The 15,894-nt window shown below is 64.0% G+C and carries 17 protein-coding genes and 1 tRNA gene; 8 read left to right on the top strand and 10 right to left on the bottom strand.

Annotation, left to right across the window (positions count from 1 at the left end; genetic code table 11):
- Nucleotides 1-158: 158 nt before the first annotated feature.
- Nucleotides 159-1,496, bottom strand: a complete 1,338-nt coding sequence (pmbA, locus tag RMO95_RS08905; RefSeq protein ID WP_310450260.1) for a metalloprotease PmbA — start codon at nt 1,494-1,496, stop codon at nt 159-161.
- Nucleotides 1,497-1,578: 82 nt separating this feature from the next.
- Between pmbA and yjgA the strand changes: the two genes are divergently transcribed.
- Entirely contained in the window at nt 1,579-2,130 is a 552-nt protein-coding gene (yjgA, locus tag RMO95_RS08900) for a ribosome biogenesis factor YjgA (RefSeq protein WP_310450259.1), read from the top strand.
- Nucleotides 2,131-2,136: 6 nt separating this feature from the next.
- Here the strand turns inward: yjgA and RMO95_RS08895 are convergent, their stop codons facing one another.
- Complete coding sequence (locus RMO95_RS08895; protein ID WP_310450258.1) at nt 2,137-2,409, bottom strand: TIGR02647 family protein; 273 nt, start codon at nt 2,407-2,409, stop codon at nt 2,137-2,139.
- Between the two features lie 100 nt (nt 2,410-2,509).
- Nucleotides 2,510-3,451, bottom strand: a complete 942-nt coding sequence (locus RMO95_RS08890) for a CysB family HTH-type transcriptional regulator (protein ID WP_310450257.1) — start codon at nt 3,449-3,451, stop codon at nt 2,510-2,512.
- Nucleotides 3,452-3,525: 74 nt separating this feature from the next.
- Between RMO95_RS08890 and RMO95_RS08885 the strand changes: the two genes are divergently transcribed.
- The 6 genes from RMO95_RS08885 to RMO95_RS08860 are packed head-to-tail and all read left to right on the top strand — an operon-like array spanning nt 3,526 to nt 9,677.
- The gene (locus RMO95_RS08885; protein ID WP_310450256.1) at nt 3,526-4,326 is read left to right on the top strand and encodes a sulfite exporter TauE/SafE family protein; all 801 of its coding nucleotides are present in this window, start codon (nt 3,526-3,528) and stop codon (nt 4,324-4,326) included.
- A gap of 19 nt (nt 4,327-4,345) precedes the next feature.
- Nucleotides 4,346-6,037 (top strand): nitrite/sulfite reductase, encoded by a 1,692-nt coding sequence (locus tag RMO95_RS08880; protein WP_310450255.1) that lies wholly within the window; start codon nt 4,346-4,348, stop codon nt 6,035-6,037.
- Entirely contained in the window at nt 6,030-6,557 is a 528-nt protein-coding gene (locus tag RMO95_RS08875; RefSeq protein WP_310450254.1) for a DUF934 domain-containing protein, read from the top strand. The genes RMO95_RS08880 and RMO95_RS08875 overlap by 8 nt, the downstream gene beginning before the upstream one ends.
- Before the next feature lie 23 nt (nt 6,558-6,580).
- Nucleotides 6,581-7,477, top strand: coding sequence for a phosphoadenylyl-sulfate reductase (locus RMO95_RS08870; RefSeq protein WP_310450253.1), 897 nt, complete (start codon nt 6,581-6,583; stop codon nt 7,475-7,477).
- Nucleotides 7,474-8,397, top strand: a complete 924-nt coding sequence (gene cysD, locus RMO95_RS08865; protein WP_310450252.1) for a sulfate adenylyltransferase subunit CysD — start codon at nt 7,474-7,476, stop codon at nt 8,395-8,397. Before RMO95_RS08870 ends, cysD begins: the two co-directional genes overlap by 4 nt.
- Nucleotides 8,397-9,677 carry a sulfate adenylyltransferase subunit 1 gene (locus RMO95_RS08860; protein WP_310450251.1) on the top strand — a complete coding sequence of 427 codons (1,281 nt, stop codon included), beginning with the start codon at nt 8,397-8,399 and terminating at the stop codon, nt 9,675-9,677. The genes cysD and RMO95_RS08860 overlap by 1 nt, the downstream gene beginning before the upstream one ends.
- A 181-nt stretch (nt 9,678-9,858) precedes the next feature.
- Here RMO95_RS08860 and RMO95_RS08855 read toward each other — a convergent pair whose 3' ends face one another.
- Nucleotides 9,859-10,431, bottom strand: a complete 573-nt coding sequence (locus RMO95_RS08855) for a histone H1-like DNA-binding protein (RefSeq protein ID WP_310450250.1) — start codon at nt 10,429-10,431, stop codon at nt 9,859-9,861.
- Nucleotides 10,432-10,640: 209 nt separating this feature from the next.
- Here RMO95_RS08855 and RMO95_RS08850 point away from each other — a divergent pair, with 209 nt between their 5' ends.
- Nucleotides 10,641-10,943, top strand: a complete 303-nt coding sequence (locus RMO95_RS08850; RefSeq protein ID WP_310450249.1) for a hypothetical protein — start codon at nt 10,641-10,643, stop codon at nt 10,941-10,943.
- A gap of 101 nt (nt 10,944-11,044) precedes the next feature.
- Here the strand turns inward: RMO95_RS08850 and ampD are convergent, their stop codons facing one another.
- The 6 genes from ampD to RMO95_RS08820 form a co-directional block, all read right to left on the bottom strand.
- Nucleotides 11,045-11,596 carry a 1,6-anhydro-N-acetylmuramyl-L-alanine amidase AmpD gene (ampD, locus tag RMO95_RS08845; RefSeq protein WP_310450248.1) on the bottom strand — a complete coding sequence of 184 codons (552 nt, stop codon included), beginning with the start codon at nt 11,594-11,596 and terminating at the stop codon, nt 11,045-11,047.
- A complete protein-coding gene (locus RMO95_RS08840) occupies nt 11,593-12,960 on the bottom strand; it encodes a sigma-54 dependent transcriptional regulator (RefSeq protein WP_310450247.1) in 1,368 nt (455 codons plus the stop codon). The genes ampD and RMO95_RS08840 overlap by 4 nt, the downstream gene beginning before the upstream one ends.
- Entirely contained in the window at nt 12,951-14,531 is a 1,581-nt protein-coding gene (locus RMO95_RS08835) for a sensor histidine kinase (RefSeq protein ID WP_310450327.1), read from the bottom strand. Before RMO95_RS08835 ends, RMO95_RS08840 begins: the two co-directional genes overlap by 10 nt.
- 2 nt (nt 14,532-14,533) lie before the next feature.
- Nucleotides 14,534-14,752 carry a PP0621 family protein gene (locus RMO95_RS08830; protein ID WP_310450246.1) on the bottom strand — a complete coding sequence of 73 codons (219 nt, stop codon included), beginning with the start codon at nt 14,750-14,752 and terminating at the stop codon, nt 14,534-14,536.
- Nucleotides 14,753-14,775: 23 nt separating this feature from the next.
- Nucleotides 14,776-14,852: transfer RNA gene (locus RMO95_RS08825), tRNA-Pro, on the bottom strand.
- Nucleotides 14,853-14,938: 86 nt separating this feature from the next.
- On the bottom strand, nt 14,939-15,868 hold the full coding sequence (locus RMO95_RS08820; RefSeq protein ID WP_310450245.1) for a polyprenyl synthetase family protein: 930 nt from the start codon (nt 15,866-15,868) through the stop codon (nt 14,939-14,941).
- Nucleotides 15,869-15,894: the final 26 nt, after the last annotated feature.

The raw sequence follows: 15,894 nt of genomic DNA, 5'->3' as shown, positions 1-15,894 counted from the left end.
CTTTTCGCTCGCGAAAGAGAGCATCGCGTCAGTCAGGCAAGGAACTCAATCACCCTCTTGTGGCCGTCAGCCATCACGAGCGCACAGGACCAAAGTAGCGCCGTGTCGCCAGCACCGGCTTTCTGTCGACCTTCACAACCGCGTTTTGCGGACCAGCCTCAGTTACCCGCAATCGTCATGCGCTCGATCAGCACCGAGCCGACCTGCTTCGAGCCGCGCACCTCGACGTCGTTGCCGATGGCGGCGATGCCGCGCAGCATCTCGCGCAGATTGCCGGCGATGGTGATCTCCTCCACCGGATAGGCGATCTCGCCATTTTCCACCCAGTAGCCCGCGGCGCCGCGCGAATAGTCGCCGGTCACGTAATTCACGCCCTGGCCGAGCAGCTCGGTCACCAGCAGGCCGCTGCCCATTTCGCGCAGCAGTCCCTGGAGGTCGTGGCGTCCCGATTGCACCAGCAGGTTGTGCGAGCCGCCGGCATTGCCGGTGGTCGCCATGCCCAGCTTGCGCGCCGAGTAGGTGGACAGGAAGTAGCCCTGCAGCACGCCGTTGTTCACCACCTCGCGGTCATGCGTGGCGACGCCATCGTCATCGAAGGGCGAGGAAGCGAAGGCGCCGCGGATATGCGGGCGCTCGCTGATCTGGACAAAGTCGGGGAAGATCTGCTGGCCCAGACTATCGAGCAGGAAGGAGGTCTTGCGATACAGCGAACCGCCGGAAATGGCATGCACGAAGCTGCCGATCAGTCCGGCCGCCAGCGGCGCCTCGAATATCACCGGGCACTTGCGCGTCTTCAGCTTGCGCGCACCGAGCCGGGCCAGCGCGCGCCGCGCCGCGTAGTCGCCGATGCGGGCGGCATCGGGAAACTCGTCCGCGTTGCGCCGCGTCGCATACCAGTCGTCGCGCTGCATGTCCTCGCTTTCGCCGGCGATCACCGAACAGGAGACATAGTGGCGCGAGGTGGCGAAGCCGCCCATGAAACCCAGGCTGTTGGCCGAAACGAATTGCGACTGTTGCGCCGACACCGTGGCGCCTTCGGAGTTCTTCACCATCGGGCTGACATCGAAGGCGGCTTGTTCGCAGCGGCGCGCAAGCTGAATGGCGTCTTCCACCGAAATATCCCAGGGATGGAACAAATCGAGATCCATGCCTTGCGTCGCCAGCAGCTTCGCATCGGGCAGGCCGGCGCAATCGTCCTCGGCGGTGAAACGGGCAATCGACAGCGCAGCCTCGACCGAGGCCCTGACCGCCGCCGGCGAAAAGTCGGAACTGCTGGCATGGCCGCGGCGCTGGCCGATGTACACCGAGATGCCGAGCCCCTTGTCGCGGTTGTACTCGATGGTTTCCACCTCCTGCCGGCGCACGCTGACCGACTGGCCGAAACCCTCCGAAACATCGACCTCGCATGCGGTCGCGCCTTTGCTGGCCGCGTGATCGAGGACGGTCTGCGCCAATGCGCGCAACACCACTTGAGAATGAGCGAAACCTTGGGACATGCGGGAACCCTTCGATTGGCGAAGCTATAATCATATCCCACCGGGGGATACCGTCCCCCTCGCAAGCTCCGGGGACATAACCGTGGAAGAGATCGATAACGAACCGGACGAATATTCCGGTCCCAGCAAGTCGCAACTGAAGCGCGAGATGACCGCCTTGCAGGATCTGGGCGCAGAACTGGTGGCGCTGTCGAAGGAGCGCCTGGCGAAGATAGACATGCCGGAACGCTTGCGCGACGCCTTGCTCGAAGCGCAGCGCATCACCAAGCACGAAGCCAAACGCCGCCAGATGCAATACATCGGCAAGGTCATGCGCACGGTCGATGCGGCGCCCTTGCGTGCGGCGATGGACGAAATCAACGGCGTGTCGAAAGCCGCCACGATTCGCCAGCACCAGCTGGAAAGATTGCGTACGCGGCTGATGGAAGACGAGGCGGTGTTCAGCGAAGTGGCCCGCGATTTTCCCGCGGCGGATATGCAGCATCTGCGCCAACTGCGCCGCAATGCGCTGAAGGAAGCCCAGCAGGGCAAGCCGCCGCGCGCCTACCGCGAACTGTTCCGCGAACTGCGCGCCCTCGAAGGCAGTGCCGCCGACGAGACGACGGACCAAGCGGCGGACGAAGACGCCGTTTAACGGCGCTTAGGCAAAATCCTTTTGCGCTGCGGCCGCCGGGCTGGTGCTCGAGGTCAGTATGGTCAGCACCGCCTGCGCATGTTCCGCCGCGTCGCGCCCCAGTCCCGTCAGATAGCCGCCGTCGACCAGGGTCAGCAGACCCTTGGCATGCAAACGCTGCGTCGCGGCAATGACTTCCGGGTCGGCGGTCTTGTGCACCTTGATGCCATGCTGGCTGGTCTCCAGGTCGAAGCGGATCAGGGTATTCAGTTCATGGACCAGATCAGGCGTGTAGGGCATGTCAAACCTCGCTCTTGAATGTACGGCAATGGACGCATTCTAGCTTCCGGATCCGCGAGCGCAGGCTTTTGCCCGGACGAAATCTACGCGGATCGGTGAATCACAGGCCGGGATCGGCGCCTTCGCCCTTTAACGTGGCCTCGACCATGCGCCGCGTCAGATGCGGAGCCAGCAGTTCCATGAAGTCGTATTCGTAGCCGCGCAGCCAGATGTCGCGGCGAAAGGCGATCCGCGTGGTGTTGCCCTCGAACAGGTGGGTGGCCGGCATGGCGGCCAGCGCCGCGTCGCGCAGTGGATCAAAGGCCATTTCGGCGATGATGCCGACGCCCAGGCCCAGTTCGACATAGGTTTTGATCACGTCGGAATCGATCGCGGTCAGCATCACGTTGGGCCGCAGGCTCTGGCGCTCGAAGGCGCGGTCGATGCGGGAGCGCCCGGTGAAGGTCGCGTCATAGGTGATCAGCGGATGGTCGGCCAGCGCCGCCAGCGTCAGCGGCTGGTGCTCCAGCAGCGGATGCCGCTTGGGCGTCACCACCAGATGCGCCCACTGGAAACAGGGCAGGGTCAGCAACTCGGCATGGCGGTCGAGTGCCTCGGTGGCAATGCCCAGATCGGCGCTGCCGTCCAGCACCCAGTCCGCGACCTGCAAGGGGCTGCCCTGCTGGATGTGCAGGCGAATCTGCGGATGTCGCTGAACGAAGCGCTGGATCACCGGCGGCAAGGTGTAGCGCGCCTGGGTGTGGGTGGTCGCGATCGACAGCATGCCGCTGCTTTCCGCGGCATAGTCCTCGCCCACCCGCTTCATGTTCTGCGCCTCGGTCAAGATGCGCCGCGCCATCGCCAGCACGATCCGGCCCGGAGCGGTCACCCCGGTGAGGCGCTTGCCGCTGCGTTCGAAAATCGTCACGCCGAGCTCTTCCTCGAGCATGCCGATCTGCTTGGAGACCCCCGGCTGCGACGTGAACAAAGCCTCCGCGGCAGCCGACACGCTGAGTCCGCGCCGCTCGACTTCGACCAGGTAACGCAGCTGCTGGAGTTTCATGGTTTCATTATATACCCATTGGTTCTATCTAAATACATATTAAGTATTTTTCAGGCCTATATGAACTCGCTACGATGGCCTCCATCATGGAATTCATCTTCAACCCCGCCCTGTCGATTTCCGGCTTCGCCGTTGGCCTGCTGGTCGGCCTGACCGGCGTCGGCGGCGGCTCGCTGATGACGCCGCTGCTGGTACTGCTGTTCGGCTTCAAGCCGGCGACCGCAGTGGGCACTGACTTGCTGTATGCAGCGATCACCAAAAGCGGCGGTTCCTGGGTGCACCACCGCCACGGCAATATCGACTGGGCGATCACCGGGCGCCTCGCCCTGGGCAGCGTCCCCGCCGCCGGCCTGACCCTGCTGCTGCTGGCGCAGCTCGGCGTGCAAGGCCACGGCGCCACCGGCCTGATCTCTGTAGTGTTGGGCATCGCCCTGCTGCTCACGGCCGCGTCGCTGATCTTCCGCCGGCGCCTGCTCGAACTCGCGCATCGCCGTCCCGCCAGCGCCAACTTTCAAAAGCACACCGCGGCGCTGACGATTCTCGTCGGCGCCATCGTCGGCGCGCTGGTGACGATTTCCTCGGTCGGCGCCGGCGCGCTCGGCGTCACCGCGCTCGCCTTCCTCTACCCGGAACTTGCCACACGGCGCATCGTCGGCTCGGACATCGCCCATGCCGTGCCGCTGACCCTGGTCGCCGGACTCGGCCACTGGTGGCTGGGCACGGTCGACGTGGTGCTGCTGGCCTCGCTCTTGATCGGTTCGCTGCCCGGCATCGCGCTCGGCGCCCATTTCGCCGCCAGGGTGCCGGAACGGGCGCTACGCGGCCTGCTCGTCTCCGTGCTGCTGCTGGTCGGCGGCAAGCTGATCTTTGTCTAACCCCAGGGAAATACGCGCCATGTACAAATACGACGACTACGACCACGCCATTGTCCAGGCCCGCGTTGCCCAGTTCCGCGGCCAGACCGAGCGCTATCTTGCCGGCGAATTGAGCGACGACGAGTTTCGCCCGCTGCGCCTGCAAAACGGCCTCTACATTCAGCGCCACGGCCCCATGCTGCGCCTGGCGGTGCCTTACGGCCTGCTCTCGGCCGCGCAGTTGCGCCGCTTCGCCGACATCGCCCACCGCTACGACCGCGGCTACGGCCACTTCACCACGCGCCACAACCTGCAGCTGAACTGGGTCAAGCTGCCCGAGGTGCCGCAGATCCTCGCCGATCTGGCGCAGGAGGAACTGCATGCGATCCAGACCTCGGGCAACTGCATCCGCAACGTCACGACCGACCATTTCGCCGGCGTCGCCGCCGACGAAATCGCCGATCCGCGGCCCTGGGCCGAGATCCTGCGCCAGTGGTCGACGTTCAACCCCGAGTTCGCCTACCTGCCGCGCAAGTTCAAGGTCGCGATTTCGGGCGCCACCGAGGACCGCGCCGCGATCCAGGTGCATGACCTCGGCTTGCAGGTGGCCAGGAGCGATGCGGGCGAGATCGGTTTCAAGGTCTACGCCGGCGGCGGCCTCGGCCGCACCGCGCTGCTCGGCCAGGTGGTGCGCGAGTTCCTGCCCTGGCAGCATCTGCTGACCTATACCGAAGCGCTGGTGCGCGTGTTCAACCGTCACGGCCGCCGCGACAACATCTACAAGGCGCGCATCAAGATCCTGGTCAAGGCGCTCGGTCGCGAGGAGTTCGCGCGGCAGGTCGAAGAGGAATGGGCGTATTTGCAGGATGGCCCTTCCACCCTGACGCAAGCCGAAGTCGACCGCGTCTCCAGGCAGTTCGCGGCGCCAGCCTACGAAACCCTGGCCGAGGATGATCTCTGCCACCTCGCCCACCTGCGCGAAGACAAGGCCTTCGCGCGCTGGGTCGAACGCAACGTGCAGACGCATAAAGTGGCCGGCTATGCCACCGTCACGCTGTCGCTGAAGAGGCCCGGGGCCGCTCCGGGCGATGCCAGCAGCGAGCAGATGGAAGCCGCTGCCGACCTGGCCGAGCGCTACAGCTTCGGCGAAATCCGCGTCTCCCACGAACAGAACCTGATCCTCGCCGACGTGCCGCAGCGCGAGCTTTACACCGTCTGGCACCGCGCCAAGGCCGCCGGCCTGGCCTCGCCCACGGTCGGCCTGATCCAGGACCTGATCACCTGCCCCGGCGGCGACTTCTGCGGCCTGGCCAACGCCCGCTCGCTGCCGATCGCGGCGGCGATCCAGGAGCGCTTCGAGGATCTCGATTACCAGCACGACATCGGCGAATTCGAACTGAACATTTCCGGCTGCATGAATTCCTGCGGCCACCATCACCTCGGCGCGATCGGCATTCTCGGCGTCGACAAGAACGGTGAGGAGTGGTACCAGGTCACGCTCGGCGGGCAGCAGGGCAATCGCGCCAGCATCGGCGAAGTGATCGGCCGTTCCTTCGCTGCCGCCGAAGTTCCTGACGTGGTCGAGCGCCTGATAGGTGTCTATCTCGCCGCCCGCCATGCCGACGAACGCTTCATCGATACCGTGCAGCGGGTCGGAATCGAACCCTTCCGTAGTGCCGCATATATTCACACCGCCCATCCCCATCAATCAAGGAGAGTCGCAAATGGCTAGCAAACAGATCATCAAGGAGCGTCGCCTGCAGGATGACGCGTGGAAGGTCGTGACCCTGGTCGACGGCGAGGCGCCGTTCGACGTCTGCCTGCCGGTCGGCCCGCTGCTGGTGCCGGTGTCGGTCTGGAAGGCGAAGAAGGCCTGCCTGATCCATCGCGAGTACGAGCACGGCACGCCGCTGGGTATCTGGCTCGCGCCCGAGGACGATCTCGCCGAGATCGCCGCCGACCTCGACGATTTCACGGTGATCGCCGTGCATTTTCCGAAATTCGCCGATGGCCGCGGCTACTCGACCGCACGCCTGCTGCGTGAGCGCTACGGCTATGACGGCGAGTTGCGCGCCTTCGGCGACATCGGCCGCGACCAGATTTTCTTCCTCAATCGCGTCGGCTTCGATGCCTTCGTGATCGGCGAGGGCAAGAGCGCCGAAGACGCGCTGGCCGCCTTTGACGATTTCCCCGAGAGCTATCAGGGCAATGCGGTGCAGCCGCTGCCCCTGTTCCGCCGACGGGCCGCCTGAACCAAGACCGGAAGGAGCCTGCCATGCTGCGTGAAAACCTGCCCGCCATACCGGATCTGGCCGACCTCGAACTGGTCGCCGCCGTTGCCCAAAAAGCCGTCTGCGTCAAGCAACTGCTGCGCGACGTGGCACGCGACTATGCGCCCGCCGTGTTCGCCAACAGCCTGGGCGCCGAGGACATGGTGCTGACCGACATGATCTGGAGCGAGGGCACGCAGATCGGCATCTTCTCGCTCGACACCGGACGCCTGCCGGCCGAAACCTATGAGCTGATGGCGCGTGCAGAGCGCCACTACGGCCGCCGCCTGGAGGTGTTTGCGCCGCGCCACGACGCGGTGCAGGACTTCGTCACGGGCTTCGGCATCAACGGTTTCTACGACTCGGTCGAAGCGCGCAAGGCCTGCTGCCATGCACGCAAGGTCGAGCCGCTGCAGCGCGCCCTGGCCGGTAAGCAGGCGTGGATCACCGGCCTGCGCGCGGCGCAGTCGCAGACCCGCGAAAAGCTCAAGACCGTGAGCTTCGACAGCGTCAACAACCTGGTCAAGATCAGTCCGCTGGCGGACTGGAGCGAACGCGAGATATGGGTTTACCTGCGCGCCAACAAGGTGCCCTACAACGCGCTGCACGACCGCAACTATCCGAGCATCGGCTGCGCGCCCTGCACCCGCGCCATCCAGCCCGGCGAAGACGTGCGCGCCGGCCGCTGGTGGTGGGAAAGCGCAGACACCAAAGAGTGCGGCCTCCACAGGAGGCCGGACGGTACTCTTGTCCGCGCTTCGGCGGAGGCTAACGTCGGCGAAGCCGAGGTTAAGGCGCCGTCAGGTGCCGGCCGAAGCCAAATCGATGAGACCAAGGCATGCGGCCTGCATCTGGTCGATGGCCGCCTGCAACGAATTGCCAAACCGGGAGTGGAGGCATGAGTGCACTCGCCTTGCAGCAGCATGCAACGCTGTCGCACCTGGACTGGCTGGAATCCGAATCCATCCACATCCTGCGCGAAGTCGCCGGGCAATGCGCCAATCCTGCGCTGCTGTTTTCGGGCGGCAAGGACTCGCTGGTGCTCTTGCGTCTGGCCGAAAAAGCATTTCGCCCGGGGCGCTTCCCCTTTCCCCTGCTCAACATCGACACCGGCCACAACTACAGCGAGGTCATCGACTTCCGCGACTTGCGCGCCTGCCAGTTGAACGAACGCCTGATCGTGCGCTCGGTCGAGGATTCGATGCGGCGCGGCACCGTGGTGCTGAAGTCGCCCGGCGAGTCACGCAACAAGCACCAGTCGGTGACCCTGCTCGAAGCCATCGAGGAATTCGGCTTCGACTGCTGCATTGGCGGCGCGCGGCGCGACGAGGAGAAGGCGCGGGCCAAGGAACGCATCTTCTCTTTCCGCGACGAGTTCGGCCAGTGGGACCCGAAGAACCAGCGCCCCGAGTTGTGGGACTTGTTCAACGCGCGGGTACACAAGGGCGAGAACATCCGCGCCTTTCCGATCTCGAACTGGACCGAACTCGACGTCTGGCAGTACATCGAACGCGAAGAGCTGGCGCTGCCCTCGATCTACTTCGCCCACAGGCGCGAGGTGATCCGCAGGAACGGCTTGCTGCAACCCGTCACCGAGCTGACGCCGGCGCGCGCCGGCGACGTGGTCGAGGAGCTCACCGTGCGCTTTCGCACGGTCGGCGACATCACCTGCACCGCGCCTGTCGAATCCGGTGCCGACACGGTCGCCCGCATCATCGCGGAGACCGCGACGACCACCATCACCGAACGCGGCGAGACGCGGCTGGACGACCAAACCTCGGAAGCCTCGATGGAACAACGCAAGAAGGAAGGTTACTTTTGATGAGCGCAATCGAACATCTGCCCGGTATCGACAACGGCCTGCTGCGCTTTCTCACCTGCGGCAGCGTCGATGATGGCAAGAGCACCCTGATCGGCCGGCTGCTCTACGACACCAAGACCATACTTGCCGACACGCTGCACGCGATCACGCGCACCTCGGAACGGCGCGGGCTGGAGGCAGTCGATTTGTCCCTGATCACCGATGGCCTGAGCGCCGAACGCGAGCAGGGGATCACCATCGACGTGGCCTATCGCTACTTCACCACGGGGCGACGCAAATACATCATCGCCGACGCGCCGGGTCACGAACAGTACACGCGCAACATGGTCACCGCAGCCTCGACGGCCAATCTGGCGATCATCCTGGTCGACGCGCGCAAGGGCCTGCTGACCCAGACCCGGCGCCATTCCTACCTGGCGCACCTGGTCGGCATTCCGCACATCGTGGTCGCGATCAACAAGATGGACCTGGTCGACTACGACCAAGCCGTCTATGATCGCATCCGCGGCGAGTACCTGGAATTTGCCGCGACGCTGGGCATCGGCGACGTCACCTTCATTCCACTGTCGGCGCTGAACGGCGACATGATTGTCGATCGCGGCGAACGCCTCGACTGGTATTCGGGTCCGACGCTGCTCGATATCCTGGAGAATGCGCCCACCGCGCACAGCGAGCGCGACGAACGTTTCCGCTTTCCCGTGCAGTATGTTTGCCGGCCGCAAAAGTCCGGCGACCCGAAACTCCATGACTACCGGGGTTTCATGGGCCGTGTCGAGTCCGGCGAGATTGCCGTGGGCGACGAAGTATTGGTCCTGCCATCGGAGCAGCGGACCCGTATCAAGGCAATCGAGATCCATGGCAGTTCGCTGCCGCGCGCGATAGCCGAGCAGTCGGTCACGCTGCTGCTCGAAGATGAAGTCGACATTTCGCGGGGCGACATGATCGTGCGCGCACAAGAGTTGGCGCTGGTGACACGGCGCATCGAAGCCATGCTCTGCTGGCTGGGCGATACAGCGCTCGATCCACAGCGCAAATACCTGATCCGCCAGACCACGCGCGAGACCAAAGCCATGATCGAGGCCATCGACTACCGGCTGGACATCAATACCCTGCAGCAACTGCCCGCCGAGCGCCTGGGCATGAACGACATCGCGCGCGTGACCTTCAAACTGGCGCAGCCGTTATGCGTCGATGCTTATGGCGAAAACCGCTCGACCGGCGCCTTCATCGTGATCGACGAGTCGAGCAACAACACCGTCGGCGCCGGCATGATTCTCTGATTGCGGAAAAGCGCCCGGGCTGCAGCACCGAGGGCATCCAGCGGCTGCAATCCCACCCGGGGATACCGTCTGCGGCAGACGGCAGACATAAAGAAAGCGCGTGCTGGGGACAGCACGCGCTTGCTAATCCACTTGGCACCGCGATCAGTCCCGCAGGACCGAGCGCAGGCCGATGCTACCGTCAGGGACGGGAACCGGTGGGGAACGGCCAAGCTGCGGCCGGATTCAGCGACGACTTGATGCCGGGTGCAGCAGCGGTTGAAGGCGCTGCGGCAGCGGCAGGCTTTGCAGCCGGCTTCGGAGCAGCCTTCTTCGCAGCAGGCTTGGCAGCCGGCTTTGCAGCCGGCTTTGCAGCGGGCTTCTTCGCAGCGGGCTTGGCAGCAGCCTTCTTCGGAGCAGCCTTCTTCGCAGCGGGCTTGGCAGCAGCCTTCTTCGGCGCAGCCTTCTTCGCAGCGGGCTTGGCAGCAGCTTTCTTCGGCGCAGCCTTCTTCGCAGCGGGCTTGGCAGCAGCCTTCTTCGGCGCGGCCTTCTTCGCAGCAGGCTTGGCAGCAGCCTTCTTCGGCGCAGCCTTCTTCGCAGCGGGCTTGGCAGCCGCCTTCTTCGGCGCAGCCTTCTTCGCAGCGGGCTTGGCAGCCGCCTTCTTTACAGCCGGCTTTTTGGCAGCTGGCTTCTTCGGGGCCGCAGACTTCTTAGCGGCGGGCTTAGCCGCAGCCTTCTTTGCGGCCGGCTTCTTGGCTTTCTTGGTATCAGCCATGTTGAACCTCCTTAACAAATTAACAGGAAAGAACCACCACTACTTTTTACTGCAACCCGTCTGGGCTAGCACGGATTATCCAACGCTCCGATGCAATCGAAAGCGACGAATTCCTCACGTTTATCCGCCTATCACTTCGTTTTGAAACGCCCGATGACAAACGCACACGCATGCATTTATCATATCGCGGCAACCCCGATGCGACACGGATGTCCCGCGGACACTGGCGCGGACGCGTGCCCGCCGCGGAAATTGCCGGTCGGCAAATCTGCGCGGCAAACGAATGCCTGGATCAGGGGATTGAATTCGATGCAGGGGAAGGAATGCAGGCGCTGATCCGTATCAAGATCAGCAGAAGATTGCTGGGCGGACCGGTTCAAATCGGTTTGGTCGGTGCCCGCGGCTTCCTGCATTCAGATCTCCCGTCTTGGCGTAATGAAGCCGGTGATGATCGGGACGCTGTGGTGAACAACCGGCATCGCCCCTTCTGCACGGCAACCTACTATATCTAGTAGGTCATCGACAATTCGCTACTAATTGTAGTGTTTGATTTTTTTGACTGCAAGAGTTTTCTGCTGTCGATTCGGCAGCGCGCGTTGCAGCTTTGCGACAGTCATGCACCGATGCCGCGTACTCGATGCCAGTCGAAGCACGGACCTGGATCGGTCTTGCGCCCCGGCGCGATGTCGCTGTGCCCGACCACCGCATCGATCCCGTAGCGATCATGCAGTTGCGCGAGGAGTCGGTTCAGGATCCGGTACTGAACATCCTCGAATGGAAGCTGGTCACAACCCTCGAGTTCAATGCCGATGGAAAAGTCGTTGCAGCTCTCGCGGCCCCGCCAGGCCGAAACGCCCGCATGCCAGGCACGCCGGGCGCAGGGAACGAACTGAATCAATTCGCCGTCGCGGCGAACCAGGAAGTGGGCCGAAACCCGTAGATGCTGGATTTCGCTGTAATAGGCATGTTCCAGCGGATCGAGCGTGTTGGTGAACAGCTGCATGATTCCCTGGCCGCCGAATTCGTCAGGCGGCAGGCTGATGGCGTGGATGACGATCAAATCGATCGGCGCATGCTCCGGGCGCTCATCGAAATTCGGCGACGACACGCGGCGCGCCTGGGGCCACCATTCGGCGTCGTCGGCCGCCGGCGACGGGTGGGTCACTCGTTCATTCCCAGCCGCGCCATGCGATAGCGCAGCGAGCGGAAGGTGACGCCGAGCAGTCTTGCCGCAGCGGTTCGATTGTTGTTCGACTGTTTCAGCGCATCGAGAATGGCCTGGCGTTCCACATGGTCCAGGTGCTCCTGCAGCGAGCCGGCCGAGTTGCCACCGATGCCGGGCAACTGGGTCGGCGCCAGATTCAGATCGGCGCCGTCGATGCGGTCATCGACCATCAGGGCCAGCGCCCGCTCCAGCACGTTTTCGAGTTCGCGCACGTTGCCCGGAAAAGGATAGCTCTGCAAGGCCGCAAGTGCGGACGCGGTCAGCGGCGGCGGCGTCAGGGCGGCGGCCCGCGCCAGCCGGGTCAGAATGTGCTGCGCCAGCATTGGAATGTCCTCGCGACATTCGCGCAGGGCCGGCATGCGCAACTCGATGACGTTGAGCCGGTAGAACAAATCCTGGCGGAAGCGCTCCTGGTCCACCAGCGCCTTGAGATCCTGGTGGGTAGCGCAGATGACTCGCACGTCGACGCTTTCCTCGGCGGTCGCACCGACCTTGCGCACGCGCTTCTCCTGGATCGCGCGCAGCAGCTTGACCTGCATGGTCAGCGGCAATTCCGCCACTTCGTCAAGAAACAGCGTGCCGCCATCGGCGACATGGAAGAAGCCTTCCCGGTCGTCGTTGGCTCCGGTGAAGGCGCCCTTGCGATAACCGAAAAACTCGCTTTCCATCAGATTTTCGGGAATCGCGCCGCAGTTAACCGGTACGAAGGCGCGGTCGCGACGGGCACCCAGCGCATGGATCAGGCGCGCCGCCAGTTCCTTGCCGCTTCCGGATTCGCCGGTGATATGGACCGGCGCCTGGCTGCGCGCGACACGGTCGATCAATTTGCGCACCTGCTCGATGGCCGGCGATTCGCCCAGCAAATCCGAGCCGTCGCTGCACTCGCCTGCCGGATTTGCATTGGGTAGCTCCAACGCCGACTTGACCATGCCGCGCAACTGATCGAGCGAGACTGGCTTGGCGATGTAGTCGAATGCCCCGGCCTTCAGCGCCGACACCGCATTTTCGGCGCTGCCATGGGCGGTGATCACCGCCACCGGCAGGTCGGCTACCGTATCGGCGATATGGCGCACCAGTTCCAGCCCCTCGCCATCGGGCAGTCGCATGTCGGTCAGGCATAGCTGATAGCGCTGACTGGCCAGCATGCGGCGCGCCTCGGCAAGAGATCCGACGCAATCCGCCTGGAGACCCATGCGCGCCAGGGTCAGGTCGAGCAATTCGCGGATGTCCGCCTCGTCGTCTACCACCAGCACGCGCTTGGCTTCACCACGACTGCGAGGACGGCGTTCGTTCTTCAGCGGCATGCAGACCCCTCGGCGGAAATACAGAAATGGGCACCGGGCCCGTCGCTCAGCAGTTCGAGGCGGGCACCGTTGGCCTCGCACAACTCCCGTGCAATGTAGAGCCCGAGCCCGGTGCCGGCTCCATGCGTGGTGAAGAAAGGTTCGAACACCTGGCTGCGCTGCGCCTCATCCACGCCGGGACCATCGTCAATGATATGCAATTCGATGGAACGCGTGGTGGTCGCCGCCCGCGCCTCAAGTCGAACCGAGCCGTCTGCCGTGCTGGCGTGGCGCAAGGCGTTGCCCAGCAGGTTCCACAAGATGCGATAGAGGTGGCCGCGATCGAAACGCAGTTCGAAATCGCCGTCGCCGACCTGGATCCGCCTGCCGGCCGAAGGATCGTGCAAAGCCAGTTCCTCGATGAATCCGGCAAGAAAGACCTGCCAGCGCAGCGTTTCGGGCTGCGCGCGATCGCGGCGACCGAGTTCCAGGACCTCGGTCACGAGTCGGTTGAGGCGCTGCGTATTGTCGTGAACGATGCGGGCAAGGCGCTGATGCAACGGGTCGCTGTCTTCCTCGGCAAGCAGTTCGGCTGCATGGCTGATGGCGGCCAGCGGGTTGCGGATTTCGTGCGCCATATTGGCCGTGAGCCGCCCCAGCGCAGCAAGCTTCAATTGCTGCGCCTGGGACTGAACCCGCTCCATGTCTTCCAGATAAATAAGCGCATGCCCCCCCGTCTCGGAGGAAGGCAGGAAACGCACGCGCAACAGGCGTCCGCTTTCCTGCCGCAGCATTTCAACCATTTCGACCGGCTGCGCGCTCCATGCCCGGTAGCGATCGGCCAGTCCGCCCGACAAGGATGCAAGGTCGGCGCCATCGGTCGCTTGCACGCCCAACAAGGACTCGGCGCGCGGGTTCAGCAGTCGCACCCGGCCATCGCCGTCGACTACCAGCGCACCGTCCTCCATATCGCGAATGATCCGTTCGCTGATCCGCAACTGGTCGTTGAGTTCCCGCCCCCGTTGGCGGGCCAGGGTTTCGTTGGCGACGACCCTTCGCGCCAGCAGCCGGGCGATGATCGCCGTGCCGAAAAAGGCGATGCAGATGATCCCGGTGCGAACGAAGTCCGCCGGATCGGCCTCGCGGGTCAATGCGCGCCAACTCTCCTCGAGCAGCATCGCCACAGATGCCAGCGCTGCATAGAACAGGGTCATGCGCCCCTGCCCCACCAGACCGGCGCCCGCCACGACAACCAGCAGAAGTACGGCGATGCCGCTCTTCTGTCCGCCGCTGGCGAACATCATCAACGTCAAGGCCGCAATATCGACCGCCACTTGCACCGACAACTGCAGATTGAAGCGCTGCGGCCGACGCAGCAGGGCGACAAGAAATGCCGCGGCAAGCAGCAGATAGACGGCGGCAGCCCTGCCGAACAGTTGCGGATCCTGGGTGCCAAGGCTCACCGAATCGCCTAAAACAACGGCTGCAACCAGGAACAGCAGTGCTATCGAGAGGCGATAGATCGAGAAGAATCGCAGCGAACGCCAGAATGATTCGATTGCGTCGCTGCCCTCCAACTCCGCAGACTGCACGCTCAAGGCCTTGATCCCAGGCGGCGATGGTCCTCGCAGCAATAGTCCCGCCCGTCTTGGCTGAGAGCCTCGCTACGGGGGAAATGGACGCCGCAGTGGGCGCACTGCGTCATCGCCTCGGGCTTGGGCGCCGCGGGTGGCGTCTTGCTGCGTCGATTCGATGCGCGTACCAGCATGACGATCACGGCGATCACGGCGACGAAAAGGAGAAATTTCGCCATGGCGTCAAGCCCACACAGCAAGCTGGTCGGGGCGAGAGGATTCGAACCTCCGACTCCTGCGTCCCGAACGCAGTACTCTACCAGGCTGAGCTACGCCCCGATGGTAAGTTGGTGGCAAGGAAGGACATTGCGGGAACAGGCCAAAAATATCGGCCCGAGAGGTCATCCTTGCAAACATTGCGGCGGTCAGAAACTTCGTTGCACCGCAAAGTCCGCTAATTGTAGCAGCGTTTGCCGAAACTTTGAATCCGGCAACGGAGCCAATGCAGCCTTGGCCATCTCGGCCTCCTCCACGCCATGCTGACGCGCGGCATCCAATGCGCCGCTGGCGCGCACCGCCGCCAACACTCCGGCAAAACTGTCGCCGCTGGCATTCTCGATGGCACTGCGAACCAGGGCCGCCTGCTGCGGACTGCCATGCTGGATGACATGGATCAGGGGCAGGGTCGGCTTGCCTTCGGCCAGATCGTCGCCGAGGTGCTTGCCGGTTTCCGCTTCCTGCCCGGAGTAGTCCAGCACGTCGTCGATCAACTGGAATGCCGTGCCGATATGCGTGCCGTAGGCCGCCATCGCTTCCTCGATCTCCGGGCTCACGTTGCCGAGAATCGCGCCAAGCCGTCCGGCGGCCTCGAACAGCTTGGCGGTCTTGTAGCGAATCACCTGCAGGTAGGCATCGACCCCGATATCGGCGTTACGGCAGTTCATCAACTGCAGCACTTCGCCTTCGGCAATGATGTTGGTCGCATCGGCCAGCACCTGCATCACGCGCATGCTGCCGACGCCGACCATGATCTGGAAGGCGCGCGAATAGAGGAAGTCACCGACCAGCACGCTGGCCGGATTGCCGAACACCGCATTGGCGGTGTCGCGGCCGCGGCGCAGCGACGACTCGTCTACCACGTCGTCGTGCAGCAGCGTCGCGGTATGAATGAATTCGACCACGGCGGCCAGTTCATGATGACGGGTTCCCGAATAGCCGCAGGCACCGGCCGACAGCAGCAACAGCGCCGGACGCATGCGCTTGCCACCGGCCGAGATGATGTACTCGGCGACCTGGCGCACCAGTACCACTTCGGAATGAAGTCGGGTCCGAACCACGGCGTCTACCGCGCGCATATCGGCGTCAATGGGGGCGTACAAAC

This window comes from Sulfuritalea sp., from assembly GCF_031426875.1.
Lineage (GTDB): Bacteria > Pseudomonadota > Gammaproteobacteria > Burkholderiales > Rhodocyclaceae > Sulfuritalea.
Note: the sequence above shows the minus strand (reverse complement) of the source record. Positions and strands in the feature narration are given on the sequence as shown.